We start from the raw sequence: 17,265 nt of genomic DNA on the forward strand, positions 1-17,265 counted from the left end.
TTCCTGAAGGGAGTAGAAAAGACCTTTCTACTCTGTAAGTAAATGTACTGATAGTTTATTACAGCATAACTTGTCTAAAATATTGCACATATTATAAAACGTACATTACTAAAATCAATTTAGTGGTGTACGTTTTTTATTTTGTTTCATTTCTATTGATATAATAAATGATTATATAAATTTACAATAATCAGCATTCTGTGAGGTGTAAATAAATGTATTGGTATGAATTTTCCCGAAACATATCGAAAGTAAATTGTTCAATACATACAAGAATTCACTCTGGAAATTCTTGGCGTAATGCTTCCAAGAATATCTCGGCTATTCCATTAGGGTTTCCATTTTTTGTTGTTTCTTCTGAAAACCAAGAGTATTCCAAATCGTGAATAATTATGGGTATTTCTCTTTTAAAAGTATTAATAATAACTTTATTGTCGTGTAATATTTTTGCTACATTAGAAACTATCTGTAATAACTCATAATATCCGTTTGGTCCTTTTCCTATATAATTATAATCCTCATCAAACATTAATGTTTCGTCCTCGTACCCAATATCTTTTACGCCATTTTCCTTAAACCATTGTAATAAAATATTTGTTGATTTTTCATCACCAATAATTTCATTTTCATCTTGTCTCCAAAAGGCGTAATTCCATCTCTGCTCGCTGAGCTGTGGACTATACTCACAATCTTCCTCAGTATTATAACTGATTACAAAATTAGGGATATTATCTTCATTTGTATATACAAAAAAAGATAATGCGTATATTCCTTCCTCATTCCAACTTCCAATAATCGGTTCTGTCTTTTTGTACAGATATTCTGTTAAGTTTACCATAGTGTCCTCCTACAAAAGTAGTTAATCTATAATCCATTTTATTAAATAATTGTTCATTCGTCATATTCTTGACTACTATTCTTCCCCTATAGTTCAATCATTCATAATTTAAGACCTCACAAATAATATACTTTTAGTTTGAATTTTATCTTTTATCACAAATATAAACTGAACTAATCCAAAAATTAGTTCAGCTTAAAATAGTAATGTATTTAAATACATTACTGTATCTCTTGACTTCTAATAAAACACAGTGAGAGGTCTTTTTGCATGTACCCAAAAGTCTCGGTGTTGCCATTTACTAAAGCGTAATTTAATAGAAAAAAAATTTAGTGGCCGTTTTATTTAGTGAATTCTCTTTTAAGACACACTTGTTTCTTAACTTAATTCGTTCGTTACTACTTGGATAAATTCATCTCGATGTTGTGATTCAAAAATAGTAACCCCTTTTTCTTTGGAAAGTTGTAGTAACTTTTGAATGTTAGCTTCATCTTTCTCCATAAACGCTTTTTCTACATATTTTAAATCTTGCAAGATATGATGTATAAATGTATCTCCTTCTCTTTTAATATCTATAGCAATAAAATCGAAAGATAATTTTGTTTTAGGTGGAGTAATAATTGTATCAAACAAATAATTTAAAGCTTTAAAGGGGACATAAGGGATACCTTTTTTAAATTCATATTTCTCAATAATAGGTAAAACTTTATCAATAAATTTTTGCATTTTATCAATATTGTAAAGCTTTGTATTTTCTAAATTATTCTTCTTAATAATTTGTTGTATTTTTTCATATTGATGTTGTTCTAACAGTTGTTTCATATATAAAAGTTCTTTTTTGAATTTGGATCGTTCTTTTTTACTTAATTGTCGATGTTCAATAACAGCGTATTCGATTAGCTCCCAGCCTATCTTCGAACCAAAATGAGGTTCTAAAAAATACTTAAGTTCTTCAAAATCGCGCACTTAGGTAACTCCCTTTTAAGTTAGTATTATTAATCGTGCAGGAAAACAAAATAAAAACTTCTTCCCCAACCGCTCATCAAACTTCTTTCATCAGAGCCATATTAAGATGATATTCCTTTATCTTTACTTAATTCCCAATAATTATGTATTTTATATATAAAAATTATTATATGGAAACATATAATTTTATTTCATTTTTTTAAAAATAAAATGAACCTTTTCCAATTGCCGTTTGTATAGTCAGTGAACATAAAAATAAGGAGGGATTATTTTGGAGCTTATTGTGAAGGATATTGTGAAAAAATATAATGGTGTGAACGTTTTGGATGGTGTGTCGGCTACATTTAAAATGGGGTATTGTTATTTATTATTAGGTCAGAATGGAGCGGGTAAATCTACATTATCAAAATGTATAGCTGGAGATGTAAAACCTGATGGAGGTACCATTGTATTCAATGAGACGTCTCAACATGTACAAGAGCAAGTTGCGCTGCAGTACCAATTTTTTTCGAGTTATCAGCATCTGAAAATTCGTGAAGTGATCACTCTTTTTACTAAATTGACGAACAATAAGGTTGATTTGGGAGAGCTATATGAAATATTAGGGTTACCGACTTATGACCACATCTTATTGAAAAATGCTTCAGGCGGTCAGAGAAAAGCAGTATCAATCTATCTATCTTTTTTATTAAATAAACCAATCATCATTTTAGATGAGCCGTTTGCTGATTTAGATTTAACGAAGAAAAAGCAATTGATGTTTTACTTACAAGATGAAATTCGTCAACGTAACAAAATGATTATCATTATTAGTCATGAAGTGGCAGGATTAGAGCCGTTATTTGATTATGTAGTGATCTTAAAAGACGGGAAGCTTATTGAAAATAGCACACAGGATGAGCTCTATAGAAAATACACTGAGGCGAAATTGCCGGGAATCGAAGGACTCTACTATGAAGTGACAGGCCAAATTTTAGGAGGAAGAGCGGGATGATGAAACAAATTGCACGCATGTATATGTTAGAAAATATTCGTAGCCTAGGAATGACTATTGGGAATTTGTTGCCAGCTTATATCTTTTTGGGTATATCATTTTTTGCTAAAAGCGCGATGACTGAAGAATCATTTAATTTTTTGATTAAAGGTCAGTTTTTACCGATTTCTATAATAATGTTAATCTTTTTCTTTTGTTTTTCTAGTGCTACAATCTATTTAGCAGATATGAAAGCCAATAAAACCCTCCAATGGGTGCAGCGTACAGATATTAAGCCACACACTTACTTTATAGGGATGGGAATCGGTGTTTTTACTTTATTAAATCTATTCTTAGTGTTACTAATCATTGGCTACTCTTTTATTATTGATATTTCATTATCTTCATTTTTGCTAATTATTTTAATGAGTAACTTTGTGTTACTGGCGTTATATCCATTGAGTTTTATATTGGCAGGTCTATTTAAAAATGAAAAAGTGGCAACAAGTATGTTGCAACCGATTATGTTGATATTTATGTTTTCGATACAAATGACATCGATGTTTTTAACATTAGCGGGAAAAAACCCCCAGGATTATTTTATTTTCTTAATCTGGAACCCAATGCTCTATTTATTTGATAGCTTGCAAGTGTCTTTAAATTTAATAGGCGAAACTTGGCTTCCGCAATATCAGTATTTTATGATTTTAACAATTCTTAGCTTGGTACTAGCAGCCATCGCTAAAAAAGTATATACAAGTAAGTAGGTGATTTGATGGAAATTGGATGGTTAGTGTCTCTTATTGTTGGCGGCATCATGATGGTAGTAATCATAGTGATTGCTATTGCCATGGGGTTAAAATATACTGTGCGTGAAAATGGGAAAATTAACTATAAAAAATCAACTGTTTTTTTACGCTGGAACGTGTTTGATACATTAACGCTTGTCTTAGCTATTTATACGATACTTTGTGTGCAGGCATTAAATATGCTCGTGTCTTCTGGCAAAACAATCGAAAATCCATATGTGCAGTTTTTTACAAACCAATCGCAAGCATGGGTCATTGTAACAGTCGTATATTTAGTTTCACGTGTGTCCGTGACATTGAAGGCCATTAAGGCTCATTGGGGGGATGAGCTAGATGATGAGCAATGAGGAGTGGATGGAGGCCTATATAAACGGCGATGTCGAGGGATTTGAACAGCTCTATAGTCGTTTGTATGAGCCATTGTACTGCTTTTTATTTCGCTATACTCGGGAAGATCAGCTAAGCATTGATATTGTGCAAGATACCTTTGAGCGTTTACAATATATAAAACAAGATTTTGATCAACAAAAGGGAACGGTGAAAGCTTTTTTATTTCAAATTGCCTATCGCTTAATGATTAATAAATTGAATCGGCGGAAAAAATGGCGCACGCTCTTCCCGTTTTTAGTACCGACGTCAAGTCATAGGATGACTGCTGACGAGAAATTAACGATACAAGAAGCGATACTTCAATTACCCGAAAAGCAACGAGCGGTAATTTTGCTTGTTTACTATCATGATTTGCCACAGGAGGAAATTGCACAAATTTTGTCCATTCCACTTGGCACAGTTAAATCAAGGCTACATAATGCGATAAGGACTTTAAAGGAAGAGCTAAAGGAGGATTTCGATGCTTAAGGATGAATTTCAAAAGGAGCAATGGTTAAAAGACAGCTTAGATCAAGATAAAGTGGAGATTCCTAAGCAGCTAATGACCTACAAGAAAAGTCGCTGGCAACGTTTTCTTCAATATTTAGCGTCACCAACGAAGGATCCGTTAGAGCCAATATGTACATCTTCAGTCGGCTACACCTCTTTAAAAATAGTGCCCATAGTTGCGGCTGTATTTATTACAATTCTCCAAATTTTATTGCAATAAATTTTATCAACTAATCAATTATGCCTCGGCATAATTGCGTGATATCCGCCGGAGGCTTTGGGCCAACGTGATGTTGGTCACTCAGTCGTTGCCACAGGACGTGGCGTTCTTAGACTGAGTTCCTCCTTTCAGTGGATGTATGGACACCCGCTGGAAAGTAAATTAAAACCCGCATCTATCTCACCGCCTATAGAGGTGGGAGACTTCTATAACTGCCGTTTCACTTACGTTACATAAAACATTTGCTGTAAGAAGTTAAATTTCTCACTGCCACAATCATTCGGTTGTGGTATTTTTAATGAATAAATACTATTTATTGCCCATTTTTAGGAAATGTTTAGATTAATTTGGAGGTTAGTGCTTTGAGGGTTTTGAAAAATTTTCTACGACCGAACACGATAAAAGGTCAGCTTCATCGAGCGCTTGTATGGATTACTTTTATTATTGGTCTATGTATTTTTATTCCAACGCTTTATATTGAATATCGGCAAACGATTCAGCATCAAAATGAAGAGATGACGCAATATTTGGATGCTCAAACATATTTTTTTGAAAGCTGGTTATCAGAACGATCCAGTGATATACATACAATTGCTAATTTAGATTTTGTAAAGGACTATAATCTTGAAAAATCGCAGGCTTTTTTTCAAGATTTTAAAGAAAAAACAGATTTTACAGACTTAATATTCGTAAATAAAGAAGGCATCGTACAATTTGATACAGTTACTGAATATAGTGCAACTGGTGTTGGTGTTGGAATGGATGTAAAGGATTATCGTAAGTATTTTCAGGTTGCTAAAAAAACGAAACAACCATATATAACAGATATTTTAATTAGTAAAGTTACTAAGAAGCCTATACTTGCATTTGCTTCACCGATTCTTAATGCACAACAACAATTTAATGGTGTAGTTTTTGGCGCTGTAAATTTAGACACAATCGATCAACTGCTACATGAATCAAGAGTTGGCTTTTTAGGTCAAGCTTATATTATCGATCAGGAAGGTACTATGCTCACAGAATTTAATCATAAACAACACCGGTCTTCTGGTAATTATTTAGTGGATGAACATATCCTGAGCGCAGCTAAAAAAAGTGACCTAGAGCTTTATAAAGATGCGAATAATAAGCGGGTTCTTGCAAAAAGTAAGCCTATAAATGAAGGGAAATGGTTTATCATATCAGAAATGGGCCTGTTAGAAGCGTATAAACCATTAATCATTAGAATTTTATTGATAACCTTATGTTTAGTAGCAGGTTCATTTTTTACGATTAAAATGATGTTACATCTTTCTAAAAAAATTGAAGAACCAATCCAGCAGCTTCTTACAGGCGTTAGAAAGGTAGAACAAGGTTTTTATGATTATCAAATAGATGAACAACAGCTGGCACCTTATGCGCATGATTTTCAGGAGCTTTGTTCGTCCTTCAACGAAATGAGCGCTAAGGTGAAAACAGATACCATCTTACTGAAAGAATTATCGATTACTTGTCAGTTGACGAAGCTGTACAATCGGCGTTATTTGATTGAGCAGGGGGAGCTTGTTTTTCAGAAATGTTTAGAAGAACAAAACTATTGTTCATGTATAGCGATTGATATTGATTTCTTCAAAAAGGTCAATGACACATATGGACATTTAATCGGTGATGAAGTCCTAAAGCACGTAGCAAATATCATTACAAATTCTGTGCGAAGAATCGACATTATTACAAGGTATGGGGGAGAGGAGTTTGTCATTTTATCCCCAAATACAACGTTAGAGAGCGCAGTAAAGATAGCGGAAAGAGTTCGAAAGCATGTTGAACATCATCCTTATCATGCGGATGATGTTGAGATTAATGTGACAGTGAGTATTGGCATCGCAGGGTACGGTCATTCTAAAAACATTTCAACATTTTACGAGCTACTTGACAAGGCGGATCAAGCACTTTATATTGCAAAGGAAAGCGGTCGAAACCAACTGAGAGTATGTGATCATACAGGTAAAGTTGATACAAGCCAGATGCTTTAAAAGACTTATTTAGAAAGTGGTATTTACATGAAGGAAATAATACTAAGTAAATTAAAAGAAATTGAAAGTGAGTATCAAGTAAAAATATTATATGCTGTAGAATCAGGTAGTCGAGCTTGGGGATTTCCTTCCAAGGATAGTGATTATGATGTGCGTTTCATATATATACATCAACCTCAGTGGTATCTTTCAATTGATCCTCAAGGTATTGGTGCTAAGAGGGATGTTATTGAAGTACCTATTAATGATTTGTTGGATATTAGTGGTTGGGAAATAACAAAAGCCTTAAAGCTATTTCGCAAAAGTAATCCACCTCTATTAGAATGGTTACGAAGCAATATTGTGTATGACCAACAATATTCATTTATTGACAATGTACGGTTACTGGAAAGAGAAGTATTTTATCCAAATGCATGTTTGTATCATTATTTAAATATGGCTAAAAACAATTATCGAGAGTATTTACAGAGCTCAGAAGTGAAAATAAAAAAATATTTCTATGTCCTTAGACCAGTTTTAGCATGTAAATGGATAGAGAAAAACAATACAGTTCCACCAATTGATTTTCAGGAATTATTAAATGAAATCATTTCTGAGGGTCCATTAAAAACCGAAATTCAGCAACTTTTACAGAGAAAAATGGCTGGTGATGAACTAAATTTGGAGCCGCGAATTAAAAGTATTAATGAGTATTTAGATAAAGAAATAGAGCATATAGAGACATACTGTAAAAATCTCCACGTTAAAATCGATGATCCTACACAAAAATTAGATGCGTTATTTAGAAGTACATTGCAAGAAGTGTGGGGATAATGGTGATAGATGATAGAAAACTGAATAATTTTTAATCGCAAGGTCATACTAAAAAAGGTTTCACTTATGAAATCTATATTGATGAGGAGGATGGCACGAATGAGTAGGTTCGAACACTTAGACCCAAAATCTCAAAAAATCCACCGCAACTGGTCAAGGATTAAGCATTCAAAATCTCAAGTAAATGGTGAAACGGAGATTACTCTCCATAACCGTATCTTGAGAAGTGAAGCAAGAGCCCGACAGTTTTAATCATGCTAGAAAAGTAAGTGTCATCAAGCCCAGAACATATTCTGGGTTTTTTTATTTTCATAAACCACATAGTTTTAACTGGAATAAACACCTAAAAGTTAGAGGTATTTTTTATTTAATAAAAGTTGATTGTGTAATGTGATAATATAGTTATTTAATTTTGAGATAAAAATATAAGAGCATCGTTACAGTTTAGAATGGAATCAACAAATATTCGGTAATACAATCAAATGGATACTACAATATTTATTCTCCCTTTGCAAACAATAATAGTCTTCAAACATTCTTCTACAATTCTTCCGTGAATCCCATCTTGAAGTAAAGCACCCGTCGTTAAAGAAGAAATTAGTATGATATCAGAAGAGGAGGAACCGAAGTTTGGCTTGCTCATATGTCTCCCTCATCCTGCCAACTACCTAATAGCTCTTCGAAAAAAAGTCTCGGTGCAGATTGCTGTTCATTTTGTATATGGCTTTTTGCCACAGCCATAATATTTAACTTAGGAACAATAAATATATATTGTCCAAATAAGCCGTTAGCATAGTAATAATCAATCGGGGTGTTAGTATTAGTATCTTCATAAGTCCATAGCTGATAACCATATCCATATGTTCCGTCTTTTGTGGTTTCAACTTGTTTATATGGTCTTTTTACTTGAAGGAGCCAGTTGGATGAAATCACCTGATTTGAATTAAATCGCCCTTCGTTTAAAAATAATAATCCAATCTTCACCATATCCTCTAGATTTAATGAAATACTGAAACCACCCCCATGAATTCCTTGTGGGTCCTTTTGCCAAGTGTATTTATTTATCCCTAATGGACGGAATAGATATTTTTCAGCAAATGAAGCGGTAGGAATTCCAGAAATTTTTTGTATTATCGCACTTAGTAAATGAGAGTCTCCTGAATTATACTGAAAAGTTGAACCTGGTTTATGTATAATTGGTTGTCCTAGTATGAATTTAACCCAATTTTTCGATCCTTGGAAATTTCCTATTTTTAAACCCGAAGTCATGGTCAGTAAATGAAATATTGTAATTTCTTTCTTTTGCGGATCATTAGACTCTAATATTTCTGGAAAATAGTTTTGTATGGGTTCGTGAATATTTTTAATTAAACCTTTATCTACCATAATTCCAATTAATATAGAAACAATGCTTTTTGTAATGGAATAAACCTTTGACGGCTTTTTTATAACCTTTTTATTCTTCAAGTATTCGAATATCCGTGTATTCCCTTTATAAATGACAAATGCTTCAATTCTAATACTTTTAAGTTTCTTTTCTAACTCAAAAAAAGATATTTTACTCATATCTCTAACCCCTTTCAAAAACTATACTAAATATTCTCTTTTTATAACTTATTTCTTTCTTTATTATGCTAACCTGCTCCGTTAGTTAAATAGCAACAATCTTTTCGAAAACAGCCTTACACAACTTCGTATCCGAGTAGTAGGTTGGCAACCAGTGGATGACTACTTTAGTGACGTCCAAGTTGCAACGGCTGGTGATGATGTAGTACTTCGTTACGCTAATCAGACATTGAAACACAAGTGGAAAAGTTGCTGATTGAAAAGATAAACAAATAACCAGGAGTGTCGTTCTACCCCTTCCTTTTATCACTATGTATATCTGACAAATAGGTAATCGTAAACCTTAATGAAAACTCTTTTTATTTTTCAAAAAGAAAGACTAAATAGAGAATTCCATAAATAGGTAGTGCGGTTGCAGTCAGAATATACATTGTCATTTCGCCTTTAGAAAGTTTTCTTTTCCACTTCGTAAGTTTAAGTTTCCTACAATAAATAGCACTAGAAATAACAATTATTATAAATGCTAAATTCATTGCGTTTTCTAAAAAGGTAATCATATAATCGGCTCCTTTGTGATTACTCAATCATTATCGGTTATATAAATTACATGAGATGAACAGGAATTATACCTGCTTGTATCTATCCTTTTTGTACAACATATGAACACATTTGCTACTACAACATTAAATTTTCCACCACTAATACCACAGCAAATAATCATTTGTTTCTTCAACAATCACGCCCTTTAATTGAATAACTCAAACACAATCATAACCTTAAAATCAATCAATTCTTCTTTCACAAAAGCTCCCAGTTAGCCATCCATGAAGCGCAAAAATCAGCACTTCACCACAGAAAATGAAAGATGATTCCAGTTCTTTCATGGGAGTTTAAGTGCATTTATTCACAAACTTATACTTCTTGTTTCATTTTGGAGGGTGTTAGAGATATACGAAGTTCTACAAACTGACTGTATTTTGTAGTTTAAGAACCTTTCTATACTTTATATAGCAAGCTATTCTCCAAGGAATTAAATAACAAATAACAAGTAAGAAAATTAGCATACTGAGTGTACCTGGTTCGATAGTAGAAATATGTTGTCGAAAATAATAACGTAAAGCAATCATAATGGCGAAAGTAATTATAAAAGCAGGACTTTTCTTAGCATAAATTAAACCATCATTTCGTATTTCATAATCTGACCATAAAATAAGAGGAATAGAAAAACCCACTCCTAAAAAAATTGCTATAAATAATTGAAGGTAAGTGACGTTCCCAGAAACGTTTAGAAAAAATGAAAATCCTGGTGTTAAAAATAGAAGAGGAAGAATTATTCGCACTCCTCTGCCTTTGGTTGGTTTGTACATAGAACGGATTCTACGAACTAAAATGAACAATCCAATAATTAGAAACATAGAATTAGCTGGTATTGCAGTTTGCATAAAAACCTCCCTGAATTATGTTTTAATACATCTATTATTACATAGATTACAATAAAAACCATGTTTCCCTTATACAACCAAATTGCACCTTTAGTTCAATGAGAATTAAACAACTTTATTATTTTTTTATAAAGGACTTTATTGTAAATTAAAGATCTTTATTATCTCTTAATAGATTGGAGTGGAAATCGGACGCTCCGAAAACGCCCAGTCGAATCGGAAATCAACCACGTTATAAATAAACCAATTATTATTTTATCTTCAATTATTTGTAATTAATCCGATATAATCTTTAACACAAATTTTATTTAATTAATTTATAAACATAGAGGAGGAATTCGATATGTCATTAGTTGCAGAATATGAGTGTGAAGCATGTGGACAGCATGTTGCTTTTGATTCTGATGAAGATTGTGATCCATATGATGAAGGTTTATGTAAAACTTGTTATGAAAACGAATATGTAGTGTACTGTGTATTGCATTTTGAAGGTGAATTAGATTATGAAATGTTTGTTAATATTAAAGATGACTCTAGTAGTAGGTCTTATATTAGAGAATATGGTGAGTATGAAAAAGGTACAACAGTGACGATAGAACCCCTCGAATACAATCCAGATATTCAAGAAGAAATTGATTACTTTACATCAGAAGGACGAAATCAATTTATAATATAAGCAATAGTCAAACACAATAAAAATAGGATAGTAGTAAAAATTTGAAAGGAAAATATAATACCTTGAAAAAATATAATTTCACACAAGAATGTGCCAATCAAATCAATAATTATCAATCGATAGATGCTTTCTATACGAAAATCATGAAGTCGGTAGAGCCTGCCAATATTGGCTTCATTTATATAGAGCCTGGTGGTGTTGTTGGGATGCATGAGGCGCCTGTACCACAGTTATTTATTGTTATTCAGGGAGGAGGATGGGTTTGTGGTGAGGACCAGGAGAAAGTAAATATAAAGACTGGGGAAGGTGTTCTTTGGCAAACAGGAGAGGCGCATGAATCTGGGAGTCATTCAGGCTTAACAGCACTTGTCATCCAATCCGAGCAAATCCATCTTGCATAGATTACATATAAAATGTGTAACGGAGTGAGTTTTAACGCCGTTACACTAAGCAGTTAGTGTTAAGCCAAGTTTAACTGTTTTCAATAAATGGCCATCAAATAACTCGTCAAATTCCTCTATTTTTTTAAAGCCTTTTGCATGGTAAAAGTTCATACCAATCGTATTTTCCTTTTCTACACAAACTAAAAGTGACGTTAAATCTGGAAGCGCTTTGATCCCTTCTTGTAATAGGGCTGTACCAATACCTTTGCCCTGAGTTTCAGGAAGTAAATATATTGAGAATAGCTCTGCCTCTCGATCTACAACATTTGAAAAATTCGCAAAGCCTACGATCGATTCTTCAAGTATAGCAACTAAAAATAGACTATTTTCCAAACGACTTAGCAATCGGTCCCTACTATAAGCAACTTGTAAAAAACGATCTTGAACCTCGTGAGGGATAATTCCTTCGTATGTTTGGTGCCAACTTTTTTTGGCAATTTCTTGCACAGAAATGATGTCATTCTTTTGCATATGTCGTATAATTGAACTCAATACTATTCACCTACAATTCCAATTTTTCTATTTATTGTAACATTAATTACGAGAAAGGGGATGACTTCATGCAAGTTGTTGAAAAATCATTTGGCTATATTACGAGAGAGCATGAGGGTCAGTTACAAGTGCTAGTATTTGAGCAAAATACAGAAGGAGCAGGGATTCAAATTCCTAAAGGCACGGTAGAGGAAGGGGAAACACCGCTAGAAGCTGTAACTCGTGAGATGTTTGAGGAAACAGGGTTAGCCAATTTAGTCGTTAAAGGGTTAATTGCCCAAGATTATTTTAATCATCATTCAGGGGTATTACAAAAGCGCTATTTTTATCATATAACGACAAATGAAAACCGAGATTCGTGGAAGCATTGTCCGACAGGTGTAAACGAGGCAGGCTTAGAATTTTCATTTTACTGGATATCAGATGAACTAGAAGTAACACTAGCGAAGGGACATGGAGATTATTTATATCGAGTGCTAGCACGTGTGAACAACTGAATCATCAAGAAGGTACAAGATTAACAAAACCGCGTTCCTAAATTTCGGAAACGCGGTTGTTCTATTATATTGCCTTTGCGGCAACCTCTAATGCTTGAGCGAAATCTGCAATCAGATCATCAACATGCTCGAGCCCTACTGAGAAACGTAATAAACCATCAGTAATACCACGTTTTGCACGCTCCTCAGGCTCCATAGCTGCATGACTCATTTTAGCAGGGTAGGATAAAATCGATTCAACGCCACCGAGAGAGACAGCGAACACTGGAATTTTCATCGCATCTACAAGTGCTTTTGCAGCTTCATAGCTTGGTAGGCGGAAGGATAGTACTGCACCTGCACTCGTGGTCTGATTTTGATGAATCTCATAACCAGGATGCGATGCAAGCCCTGGGTAGTATACTTGCTCGACAAGAGCATTTGTGTCTAAAAACTCCGCAATCTTTTGTGCCGATTCAGTAGATCGACTAAAACGCACATCTGTTGTTTTCATATTTTGCAATAAAGTAAAGCAGTCCTGTACACCTAATATATTGCCGAATGAATTTTGGATAAAGTAAAGATCCTGACCAATCATTTCGTCAGCAGTGACTGTTAATCCTGCGATAATATCGGAGTGTCCAGATAAAAACTTTGTAGCACTATGAATAACAACATCAACACCTAGCTCAAGTGGACGTTGGTGTAAAGGTGTCATGAAAGTATTATCTAAAAACGTTAAGCAATTATGCTGCTTGGCAAGTGCTACTACTCCGCGAATATCTGTGATACCAAGTGTTGGATTCGACGGTGTTTCCATATATAGTAGCTTTGTAGCTGGTGTAATGGCTGCTTCTACAGCCGCTAAATCTGTGAAATCGACGAAAGTATGAGAAATACCGAAGCGTGGTAAGACCTTTGAAACGAAGCGGTATGTTCCTCCATAAACATCCTCCGTAATGACCATATGATCACCTTGAGATAATAACATTAATGCCGCAGATACAGCGGCAATTCCAGAAGAATATGCATGTGCTCGTACACCACCTTCAAGCTCTGCTACTGCTTTTTCTAATGCATCACGCGTAGGGTTGCCAGAACGTGCATAATCATATTCGCCGAATTCATCGATACGCTCCTGATGGAAAGTAGAGGATAAATACATAGGCACATTCACTGCACCTTTTTTATTTTCATAGCCGTCACGAACACCTGCGTGAATTAGGCTTGTTTCAATATGCTGCTTCATCATTAAGCCTCTTTTCTAAGGATATCGAATACTTGTTTTAAATCCGCAATTAAATCTTCAGCCTCTTCAACTCCAATAGAGAAGCGGAGTAATCGGTCACATACACCACGTTCAATGCGCTCTTCATAAGGCATATCCGCATGTGTTTGAGTAGCAGGATACGTAATAAAGCTTTCAACACCACCAAGACTTTCAGCGAATGTAATTAACTTCAAGTTTCGAAGGAATGGGTCAACCCACTCGGCCTTTTTCAAGCGGAATGAAAGCATACCACCTTTTCCTGTGTAGAGTACGTCTGTTACAAGCTCTTCTTCCTCTAAATAGGCAGCAATTGCTTTTGCGTTTGCATCGTGTTGCTTTAATCGAAGATGCAATGTTTTTAATCCACGAATAAGTAACCAGGAATCCATTGGACCTAATACCATACCGCTACCATTATGAATAAAGCCAATGCGTTCCGCTAATTCAGCTCCCTTAGCGACAACTAAACCAGCTAACACATCATTATGTCCGCCAATATATTTAGTCGCCGAATGAAGGACAATGTCTGCACCTAATTCGATTGGACGTTGGAAATAGGGTGTATAGAACGTGTTATCGACAATTAACCATGCCCCATGTTTGTGAGCTAATTCCGCATATATTTGCAAATCAAATTCTTGCATAAGCGGATTAGTCGGCGTTTCAATGAATAGAGCACGCGTATTGTCGTTGATTAATGCTTCTACCTGTTCAACCGATTCAAATTTTGAGTAGACAGGCTTAATATTATATGTTTCTTCAAAGAAATTAAAAAGTCGATATGTACCACCGTATAAATCATCAGGCACCACTAATTCATCACCTGGTTTAAACAAGGATAGAACTAGTTGAATGGCCGCCATACCAGAGCTACAGGCAAAGCCCATATCTCCGCTTTCTAAATCAGCAATTCCTGCTTCTAATAGGGCACGAGTTGGATTTTTTGTACGTGTGTAATCAAAACCAGTGGATTCACCGATACCTGTATGTTTGTAAGCTGTCGATAAATGGATTGGTGGGTTGACAGCACCTGTTATCGGATCACTTAAATTCCCAAGTTGTACAAGTTTTGTTTCAATACTTCTGCTGTTTGTCATGTCGTCACTCTTTTCTTCATCATAATAACGGGGAGTCAAAATATCTAAAAGACTAGAACTTCTTGTCCCAATATTCTAAATAATTGTTACCAATTTAACATGTATACTTAAGAAGGACAAGGTAATTTCAGAAAATTAGAGAGATTATTTAAATTAAATCGTCTAGGAATAGTAGGAGATAAGTGAGGGAGGAAAATTAAATGAAAAATTGGTTAGTAATAGGTGGAACAGGAATGCTAAAGGATGTTTCTTTATGGCTTATACAGCAAGGTAATCATGTAACCGTTATCGGGAGACAACAAAAGAAAATGCAAAATTTGATAAATGAAGTTAAAAATGATTCGAAATTGTCACCTTTATTAGTTGATTATACGAATTACAATAGCTTTAAATTGGCATTAATAGAGTCTCAGCACACAAATGGATCATTTGATTGTATTATTGCTTGGATTCATGGCTCTGATAAAAGAGTTTGGGAGTCAGTTTTAGAAGTAATTCCTACTACAAAAAATATGATTTTATACCATATAAAAGGAAGTAGCTCTTTCATAAAAAATGACCGTACAAAAAGTTATTTACCTTCTAATATAGTATACAGAGAAGTGAAACTTGGATTTGTCATAGAAAAGAACAACTCCTCGAGATGGCTAACAAATAATGAAATTGCCCAAGGAATTATTGATGCAATAAAACAAGAAATACCGGAAAAACATGTGGGCGTATTTGAACCCTGGAACATGCGATCATAAAAATTCTCTTCAATAAAAAAGAATCTGCCTCTTACCGCGGCATATCCGAGGTAAGTAGACAAATCCTTTTTAAATATGGTTTAAGCTTGTTCTTTTTTTAATAAATCTCGAATTTCTTTTAGAAGCTCTTCTTTAGAATCCAACTCTGGTGCTGGTTCTTCCACAACAGCCTCTTCTTTTTTACGAGATAGTTTGGTCATAATTCGTAATGCCATGAAAATTGCAAAGGCGATAATGAAAAAGTCAAGAATAGACTGTAAAAATACACCAAATTTTATTTGAGCATCACCTGAACCAAAAGCAAAGCTTTTTGTTAAATCAATACCACCAGTTAAGACACCGACTAATGGCATAATGATATTTTCAACTAAGGAGGTAACAATTTTACCGAAAGCACCACCGATTACTACTGCCACTGCTAGATCGACAATATTGCCTTTCATAGCAAACTCTTTAAAGTCTTTCCACAAAACAAATTCCTCCCTATAATTATCCATAAAAATTAACCGAATTATATTTTACTATATTTTTCCCTATCTTTTCAACTGTTAAAATAGGGGTAATTATAATCAGAAAAATGTACTACATAAAACGGTAAGTTTGGTAAAATAGAAATAGTATAATAGATTAGGTGTGACATATGGCGAAAAAAAAGAAGACAAAACCGATGCTATCACCTTCCGTTCAATTAGGCATGATAGCTTTATTAATACCAATAGCGATAACTGTTTGTGTTTTCGCCTTTTTTGCATGGAAGGAACTTCAAACATTAACTATATTTGAAAAATTAGCAAAGCAAAAAGAACTAGAAGAAATTCAACAAAATTTCGATATGAACATTCCTGAGCAATATATTCCCATCTATGTAGCAGCGGAAGAGAAATACGGTGTGCCTTGGACGTTGCTTGCCGCCCATCATCGAATTGAAACACGCTTTTCTACAATGAAATCGCTCGTTTCATCAGCTGGGGCTGAAGGTCCGATGCAATTTATGCCTTGCACATTTGTTGGTTGGCAACATCCTTCCTGTTCGGGATTAGGAAAAGGGGATATAGCGAAGGCTGAATTAATGAATTTAGAAGCCATTAAAAAATATGGTGGATATGGCATAGATGCTAATGGCGACGGCATTGCAGATCCTTATGATATTGAGGACGCTATATTTAGTGCCGCCAATTATTTATCGAAAAATGGTGCAGCAGATGGTCATATAGAGCAAGCTGTTTTTAAGTACAATCACAGTGATGAATATGTTAAAAAGGTGTTACATTATTTCAATTTATATAATGACTATCATGATGAGCTAAAGGAAGCAGTCCTTTATAAAGAAGAGTAACGGCTCGTAAATAATGGCTTTATTCTTTCGGCAAAATGAATGGTTGATTTCCGTTCCGACTGGGCGCTTTGTTGCTGACGCTACGCTTTCGCACAGATAAAACATTTGCCGCTGACGCTACGCTTTCGCGCAGAGCAGAGCTTCCTGGGGGCGTCCGATGAGCCGCTTCACTCGCGCTGCTCGCTCCAGGGTCTCGGGCCAACACGAT

The 17,265-nt window shown here is 34.5% G+C and carries 24 protein-coding genes; 14 read left to right on the forward strand and 10 right to left on the reverse strand.

The genetic code is table 11. The features are described from left to right. Positions 1-277: 277 nt before the first annotated feature. Together ACQKMI_RS13230 and ACQKMI_RS13235 are read right to left on the reverse strand one after the other, a co-directional pair. Positions 278-838, reverse strand: coding sequence for a hypothetical protein (locus ACQKMI_RS13230; protein WP_427489572.1), 561 nt, complete (start codon positions 836-838; stop codon positions 278-280). 378 nt (positions 839-1,216) lie between these two features. Further along, on the reverse strand, positions 1,217-1,804 hold the full coding sequence (locus ACQKMI_RS13235) for a hypothetical protein (RefSeq protein WP_323646788.1): 588 nt from the start codon (positions 1,802-1,804) through the stop codon (positions 1,217-1,219). A 271-nt stretch (positions 1,805-2,075) separates the two neighbouring features. On the opposite strand from ACQKMI_RS13235, the gene ACQKMI_RS13240 reads away from it, so the two are divergent. The 9 genes from ACQKMI_RS13240 to ACQKMI_RS13280 all read left to right on the forward strand — a co-directional run bounded on the left by ACQKMI_RS13240 (position 2,076) and on the right by ACQKMI_RS13280 (position 7,762). Beyond that, a complete protein-coding gene (locus ACQKMI_RS13240) occupies positions 2,076-2,798 on the forward strand; it encodes an ATP-binding cassette domain-containing protein (RefSeq protein WP_427489574.1) in 723 nt (240 codons plus the stop codon). Then, complete coding sequence (locus tag ACQKMI_RS13245; RefSeq protein WP_427489576.1) at positions 2,795-3,544, forward strand: ABC transporter permease; 750 nt, start codon at positions 2,795-2,797, stop codon at positions 3,542-3,544. The genes ACQKMI_RS13240 and ACQKMI_RS13245 overlap by 4 nt, the downstream gene beginning before the upstream one ends. A gap of 8 nt (positions 3,545-3,552) precedes the next feature. Continuing rightward, positions 3,553-3,933 (forward strand): group-specific protein, encoded by a 381-nt coding sequence (locus tag ACQKMI_RS13250; protein WP_427489578.1) that lies wholly within the window; start codon positions 3,553-3,555, stop codon positions 3,931-3,933. Positions 3,934-3,940: 7 nt separating this feature from the next. Beyond that, entirely contained in the window at positions 3,941-4,444 is a 504-nt protein-coding gene (locus ACQKMI_RS13255) for an RNA polymerase sigma factor (protein ID WP_427490105.1), read from the forward strand. Continuing rightward, complete coding sequence (locus ACQKMI_RS13260; RefSeq protein ID WP_427489580.1) at positions 4,437-4,685, forward strand: hypothetical protein; 249 nt, start codon at positions 4,437-4,439, stop codon at positions 4,683-4,685. Before ACQKMI_RS13255 ends, ACQKMI_RS13260 begins: the two co-directional genes overlap by 8 nt. Before the next feature lie 57 nt (positions 4,686-4,742). After that, entirely contained in the window at positions 4,743-4,922 is a 180-nt protein-coding gene (locus ACQKMI_RS13265; protein ID WP_427489582.1) for a hypothetical protein, read from the forward strand. A gap of 125 nt (positions 4,923-5,047) precedes the next feature. Beyond that, complete coding sequence (locus ACQKMI_RS13270; RefSeq protein WP_427489584.1) at positions 5,048-6,697, forward strand: sensor domain-containing diguanylate cyclase; 1,650 nt, start codon at positions 5,048-5,050, stop codon at positions 6,695-6,697. A 27-nt stretch (positions 6,698-6,724) separates the two neighbouring features. Further along, positions 6,725-7,510 (forward strand): nucleotidyltransferase domain-containing protein, encoded by a 786-nt coding sequence (locus tag ACQKMI_RS13275; protein ID WP_427489586.1) that lies wholly within the window; start codon positions 6,725-6,727, stop codon positions 7,508-7,510. A 99-nt stretch (positions 7,511-7,609) separates the two neighbouring features. After that, positions 7,610-7,762: a YpzG family protein gene (locus tag ACQKMI_RS13280; RefSeq protein ID WP_075807286.1), complete on the forward strand. Its 153-nt coding sequence runs from the start codon at positions 7,610-7,612 to the stop codon at positions 7,760-7,762. Positions 7,763-7,988: 226 nt separating this feature from the next. Here the strand turns inward: ACQKMI_RS13280 and ACQKMI_RS13285 are convergent, their stop codons facing one another. The 4 genes from ACQKMI_RS13285 to ACQKMI_RS13300 all read right to left on the reverse strand — a co-directional run bounded on the left by ACQKMI_RS13285 (position 7,989) and on the right by ACQKMI_RS13300 (position 10,518). Then, the gene (locus tag ACQKMI_RS13285) at positions 7,989-8,153 is read right to left on the reverse strand and encodes a hypothetical protein (protein ID WP_427489588.1); all 165 of its coding nucleotides are present in this window, start codon (positions 8,151-8,153) and stop codon (positions 7,989-7,991) included. After that, positions 8,150-9,076, reverse strand: coding sequence for a serine hydrolase domain-containing protein (locus ACQKMI_RS13290; RefSeq protein ID WP_427489590.1), 927 nt, complete (start codon positions 9,074-9,076; stop codon positions 8,150-8,152). The genes ACQKMI_RS13285 and ACQKMI_RS13290 overlap by 4 nt, the downstream gene beginning before the upstream one ends. Before the next feature lie 359 nt (positions 9,077-9,435). Further along, a complete protein-coding gene (locus ACQKMI_RS13295; protein ID WP_427489592.1) occupies positions 9,436-9,633 on the reverse strand; it encodes a hypothetical protein in 198 nt (65 codons plus the stop codon). A 402-nt stretch (positions 9,634-10,035) separates the two neighbouring features. Continuing rightward, the gene (locus ACQKMI_RS13300; protein WP_427489594.1) at positions 10,036-10,518 is read right to left on the reverse strand and encodes a CcdC family protein; all 483 of its coding nucleotides are present in this window, start codon (positions 10,516-10,518) and stop codon (positions 10,036-10,038) included. Positions 10,519-10,861: 343 nt separating this feature from the next. Here ACQKMI_RS13300 and ACQKMI_RS13305 point away from each other — a divergent pair, with 343 nt between their 5' ends. Further along, positions 10,862-11,194, forward strand: coding sequence for a hypothetical protein (locus ACQKMI_RS13305; RefSeq protein ID WP_427489596.1), 333 nt, complete (start codon positions 10,862-10,864; stop codon positions 11,192-11,194). Between the two features lie 62 nt (positions 11,195-11,256). Then, entirely contained in the window at positions 11,257-11,595 is a 339-nt protein-coding gene (locus ACQKMI_RS13310) for a cupin domain-containing protein (protein WP_427489598.1), read from the forward strand. Between the two features lie 45 nt (positions 11,596-11,640). On the opposite strand, the gene ACQKMI_RS13315 is transcribed toward ACQKMI_RS13310, so the two are convergent. Further along, positions 11,641-12,129: an N-acetyltransferase family protein gene (locus ACQKMI_RS13315; protein ID WP_427489600.1), complete on the reverse strand. Its 489-nt coding sequence runs from the start codon at positions 12,127-12,129 to the stop codon at positions 11,641-11,643. A 68-nt stretch (positions 12,130-12,197) separates the two neighbouring features. On the opposite strand from ACQKMI_RS13315, the gene ACQKMI_RS13320 reads away from it, so the two are divergent. Then, a complete protein-coding gene (locus ACQKMI_RS13320) occupies positions 12,198-12,626 on the forward strand; it encodes an NUDIX hydrolase (RefSeq protein ID WP_427489602.1) in 429 nt (142 codons plus the stop codon). Positions 12,627-12,690: 64 nt separating this feature from the next. Here the strand turns inward: ACQKMI_RS13320 and ACQKMI_RS13325 are convergent, their stop codons facing one another. Together ACQKMI_RS13325 and ACQKMI_RS13330 are read right to left on the reverse strand one after the other, a co-directional pair. Beyond that, positions 12,691-13,854: an aminotransferase class I/II-fold pyridoxal phosphate-dependent enzyme gene (locus ACQKMI_RS13325; RefSeq protein WP_427489604.1), complete on the reverse strand. Its 1,164-nt coding sequence runs from the start codon at positions 13,852-13,854 to the stop codon at positions 12,691-12,693. A gap of 2 nt (positions 13,855-13,856) precedes the next feature. Next, positions 13,857-14,972, reverse strand: a complete 1,116-nt coding sequence (locus tag ACQKMI_RS13330; protein WP_427489606.1) for a methionine biosynthesis PLP-dependent protein — start codon at positions 14,970-14,972, stop codon at positions 13,857-13,859. Between the two features lie 200 nt (positions 14,973-15,172). On the opposite strand from ACQKMI_RS13330, the gene ACQKMI_RS13335 reads away from it, so the two are divergent. Beyond that, on the forward strand, positions 15,173-15,721 hold the full coding sequence (locus tag ACQKMI_RS13335) for a short-chain dehydrogenase (protein WP_427489608.1): 549 nt from the start codon (positions 15,173-15,175) through the stop codon (positions 15,719-15,721). 80 nt (positions 15,722-15,801) lie between these two features. Here the strand turns inward: ACQKMI_RS13335 and mscL are convergent, their stop codons facing one another. Next, positions 15,802-16,191, reverse strand: coding sequence for a large conductance mechanosensitive channel protein MscL (mscL, locus tag ACQKMI_RS13340; protein ID WP_323646758.1), 390 nt, complete (start codon positions 16,189-16,191; stop codon positions 15,802-15,804). 170 nt (positions 16,192-16,361) lie between these two features. On the opposite strand from mscL, the gene ACQKMI_RS13345 reads away from it, so the two are divergent. Next, on the forward strand, positions 16,362-17,057 hold the full coding sequence (locus ACQKMI_RS13345) for a lytic transglycosylase domain-containing protein (protein ID WP_427489610.1): 696 nt from the start codon (positions 16,362-16,364) through the stop codon (positions 17,055-17,057). The last annotated feature ends 208 nt before the right edge of the window (positions 17,058-17,265 follow it).

Source organism: Lysinibacillus sp. NPDC097214 (assembly GCF_050277945.1).
GTDB lineage: Bacteria > Bacillota > Bacilli > Bacillales_A > Planococcaceae > Lysinibacillus > Lysinibacillus xylanilyticus_B.

Excerpts from the sequence above, each read along its gene's own strand:
- ACQKMI_RS13230 (WP_427489572.1), bottom strand. The coding sequence starts at position 838 with ATGGTAAACTTAACAGAATATCTGTACAAAAAGACAGAACCGATTATT.
- ACQKMI_RS13245 (WP_427489576.1), top strand. The coding sequence starts at position 2,795 with ATGATGAAACAAATTGCACGCATGTATATGTTAGAAAATATTCGTAGC.
- ACQKMI_RS13250 (WP_427489578.1), top strand. The coding sequence starts at position 3,553 with ATGGAAATTGGATGGTTAGTGTCTCTTATTGTTGGCGGCATCATGATG.
- ACQKMI_RS13255 (WP_427490105.1), top strand. The coding sequence starts at position 3,941 with ATGGAGGCCTATATAAACGGCGATGTCGAGGGATTTGAACAGCTCTAT.
- ACQKMI_RS13260 (WP_427489580.1), top strand. The coding sequence starts at position 4,437 with ATGCTTAAGGATGAATTTCAAAAGGAGCAATGGTTAAAAGACAGCTTA.
- ACQKMI_RS13275 (WP_427489586.1), top strand. The coding sequence starts at position 6,725 with ATGAAGGAAATAATACTAAGTAAATTAAAAGAAATTGAAAGTGAGTAT.
- ACQKMI_RS13280 (WP_075807286.1), top strand. The coding sequence starts at position 7,610 with ATGAGTAGGTTCGAACACTTAGACCCAAAATCTCAAAAAATCCACCGC.
- ACQKMI_RS13285 (WP_427489588.1), bottom strand. The coding sequence starts at position 8,153 with ATGAGCAAGCCAAACTTCGGTTCCTCCTCTTCTGATATCATACTAATT.
- ACQKMI_RS13290 (WP_427489590.1), bottom strand. The coding sequence starts at position 9,076 with ATGAGTAAAATATCTTTTTTTGAGTTAGAAAAGAAACTTAAAAGTATT.
- ACQKMI_RS13295 (WP_427489592.1), bottom strand. The coding sequence starts at position 9,633 with ATGATTACCTTTTTAGAAAACGCAATGAATTTAGCATTTATAATAATT.
- ACQKMI_RS13300 (WP_427489594.1), bottom strand. The coding sequence starts at position 10,518 with ATGCAAACTGCAATACCAGCTAATTCTATGTTTCTAATTATTGGATTG.
- ACQKMI_RS13305 (WP_427489596.1), top strand. The coding sequence starts at position 10,862 with ATGTCATTAGTTGCAGAATATGAGTGTGAAGCATGTGGACAGCATGTT.
- ACQKMI_RS13320 (WP_427489602.1), top strand. The coding sequence starts at position 12,198 with ATGCAAGTTGTTGAAAAATCATTTGGCTATATTACGAGAGAGCATGAG.
- ACQKMI_RS13325 (WP_427489604.1), bottom strand. The coding sequence starts at position 13,854 with ATGAAGCAGCATATTGAAACAAGCCTAATTCACGCAGGTGTTCGTGAC.
- ACQKMI_RS13330 (WP_427489606.1), bottom strand. The coding sequence starts at position 14,972 with ATGACAAACAGCAGAAGTATTGAAACAAAACTTGTACAACTTGGGAAT.
- ACQKMI_RS13335 (WP_427489608.1), top strand. The coding sequence starts at position 15,173 with ATGAAAAATTGGTTAGTAATAGGTGGAACAGGAATGCTAAAGGATGTT.
- ACQKMI_RS13345 (WP_427489610.1), top strand. The coding sequence starts at position 16,362 with ATGGCGAAAAAAAAGAAGACAAAACCGATGCTATCACCTTCCGTTCAA.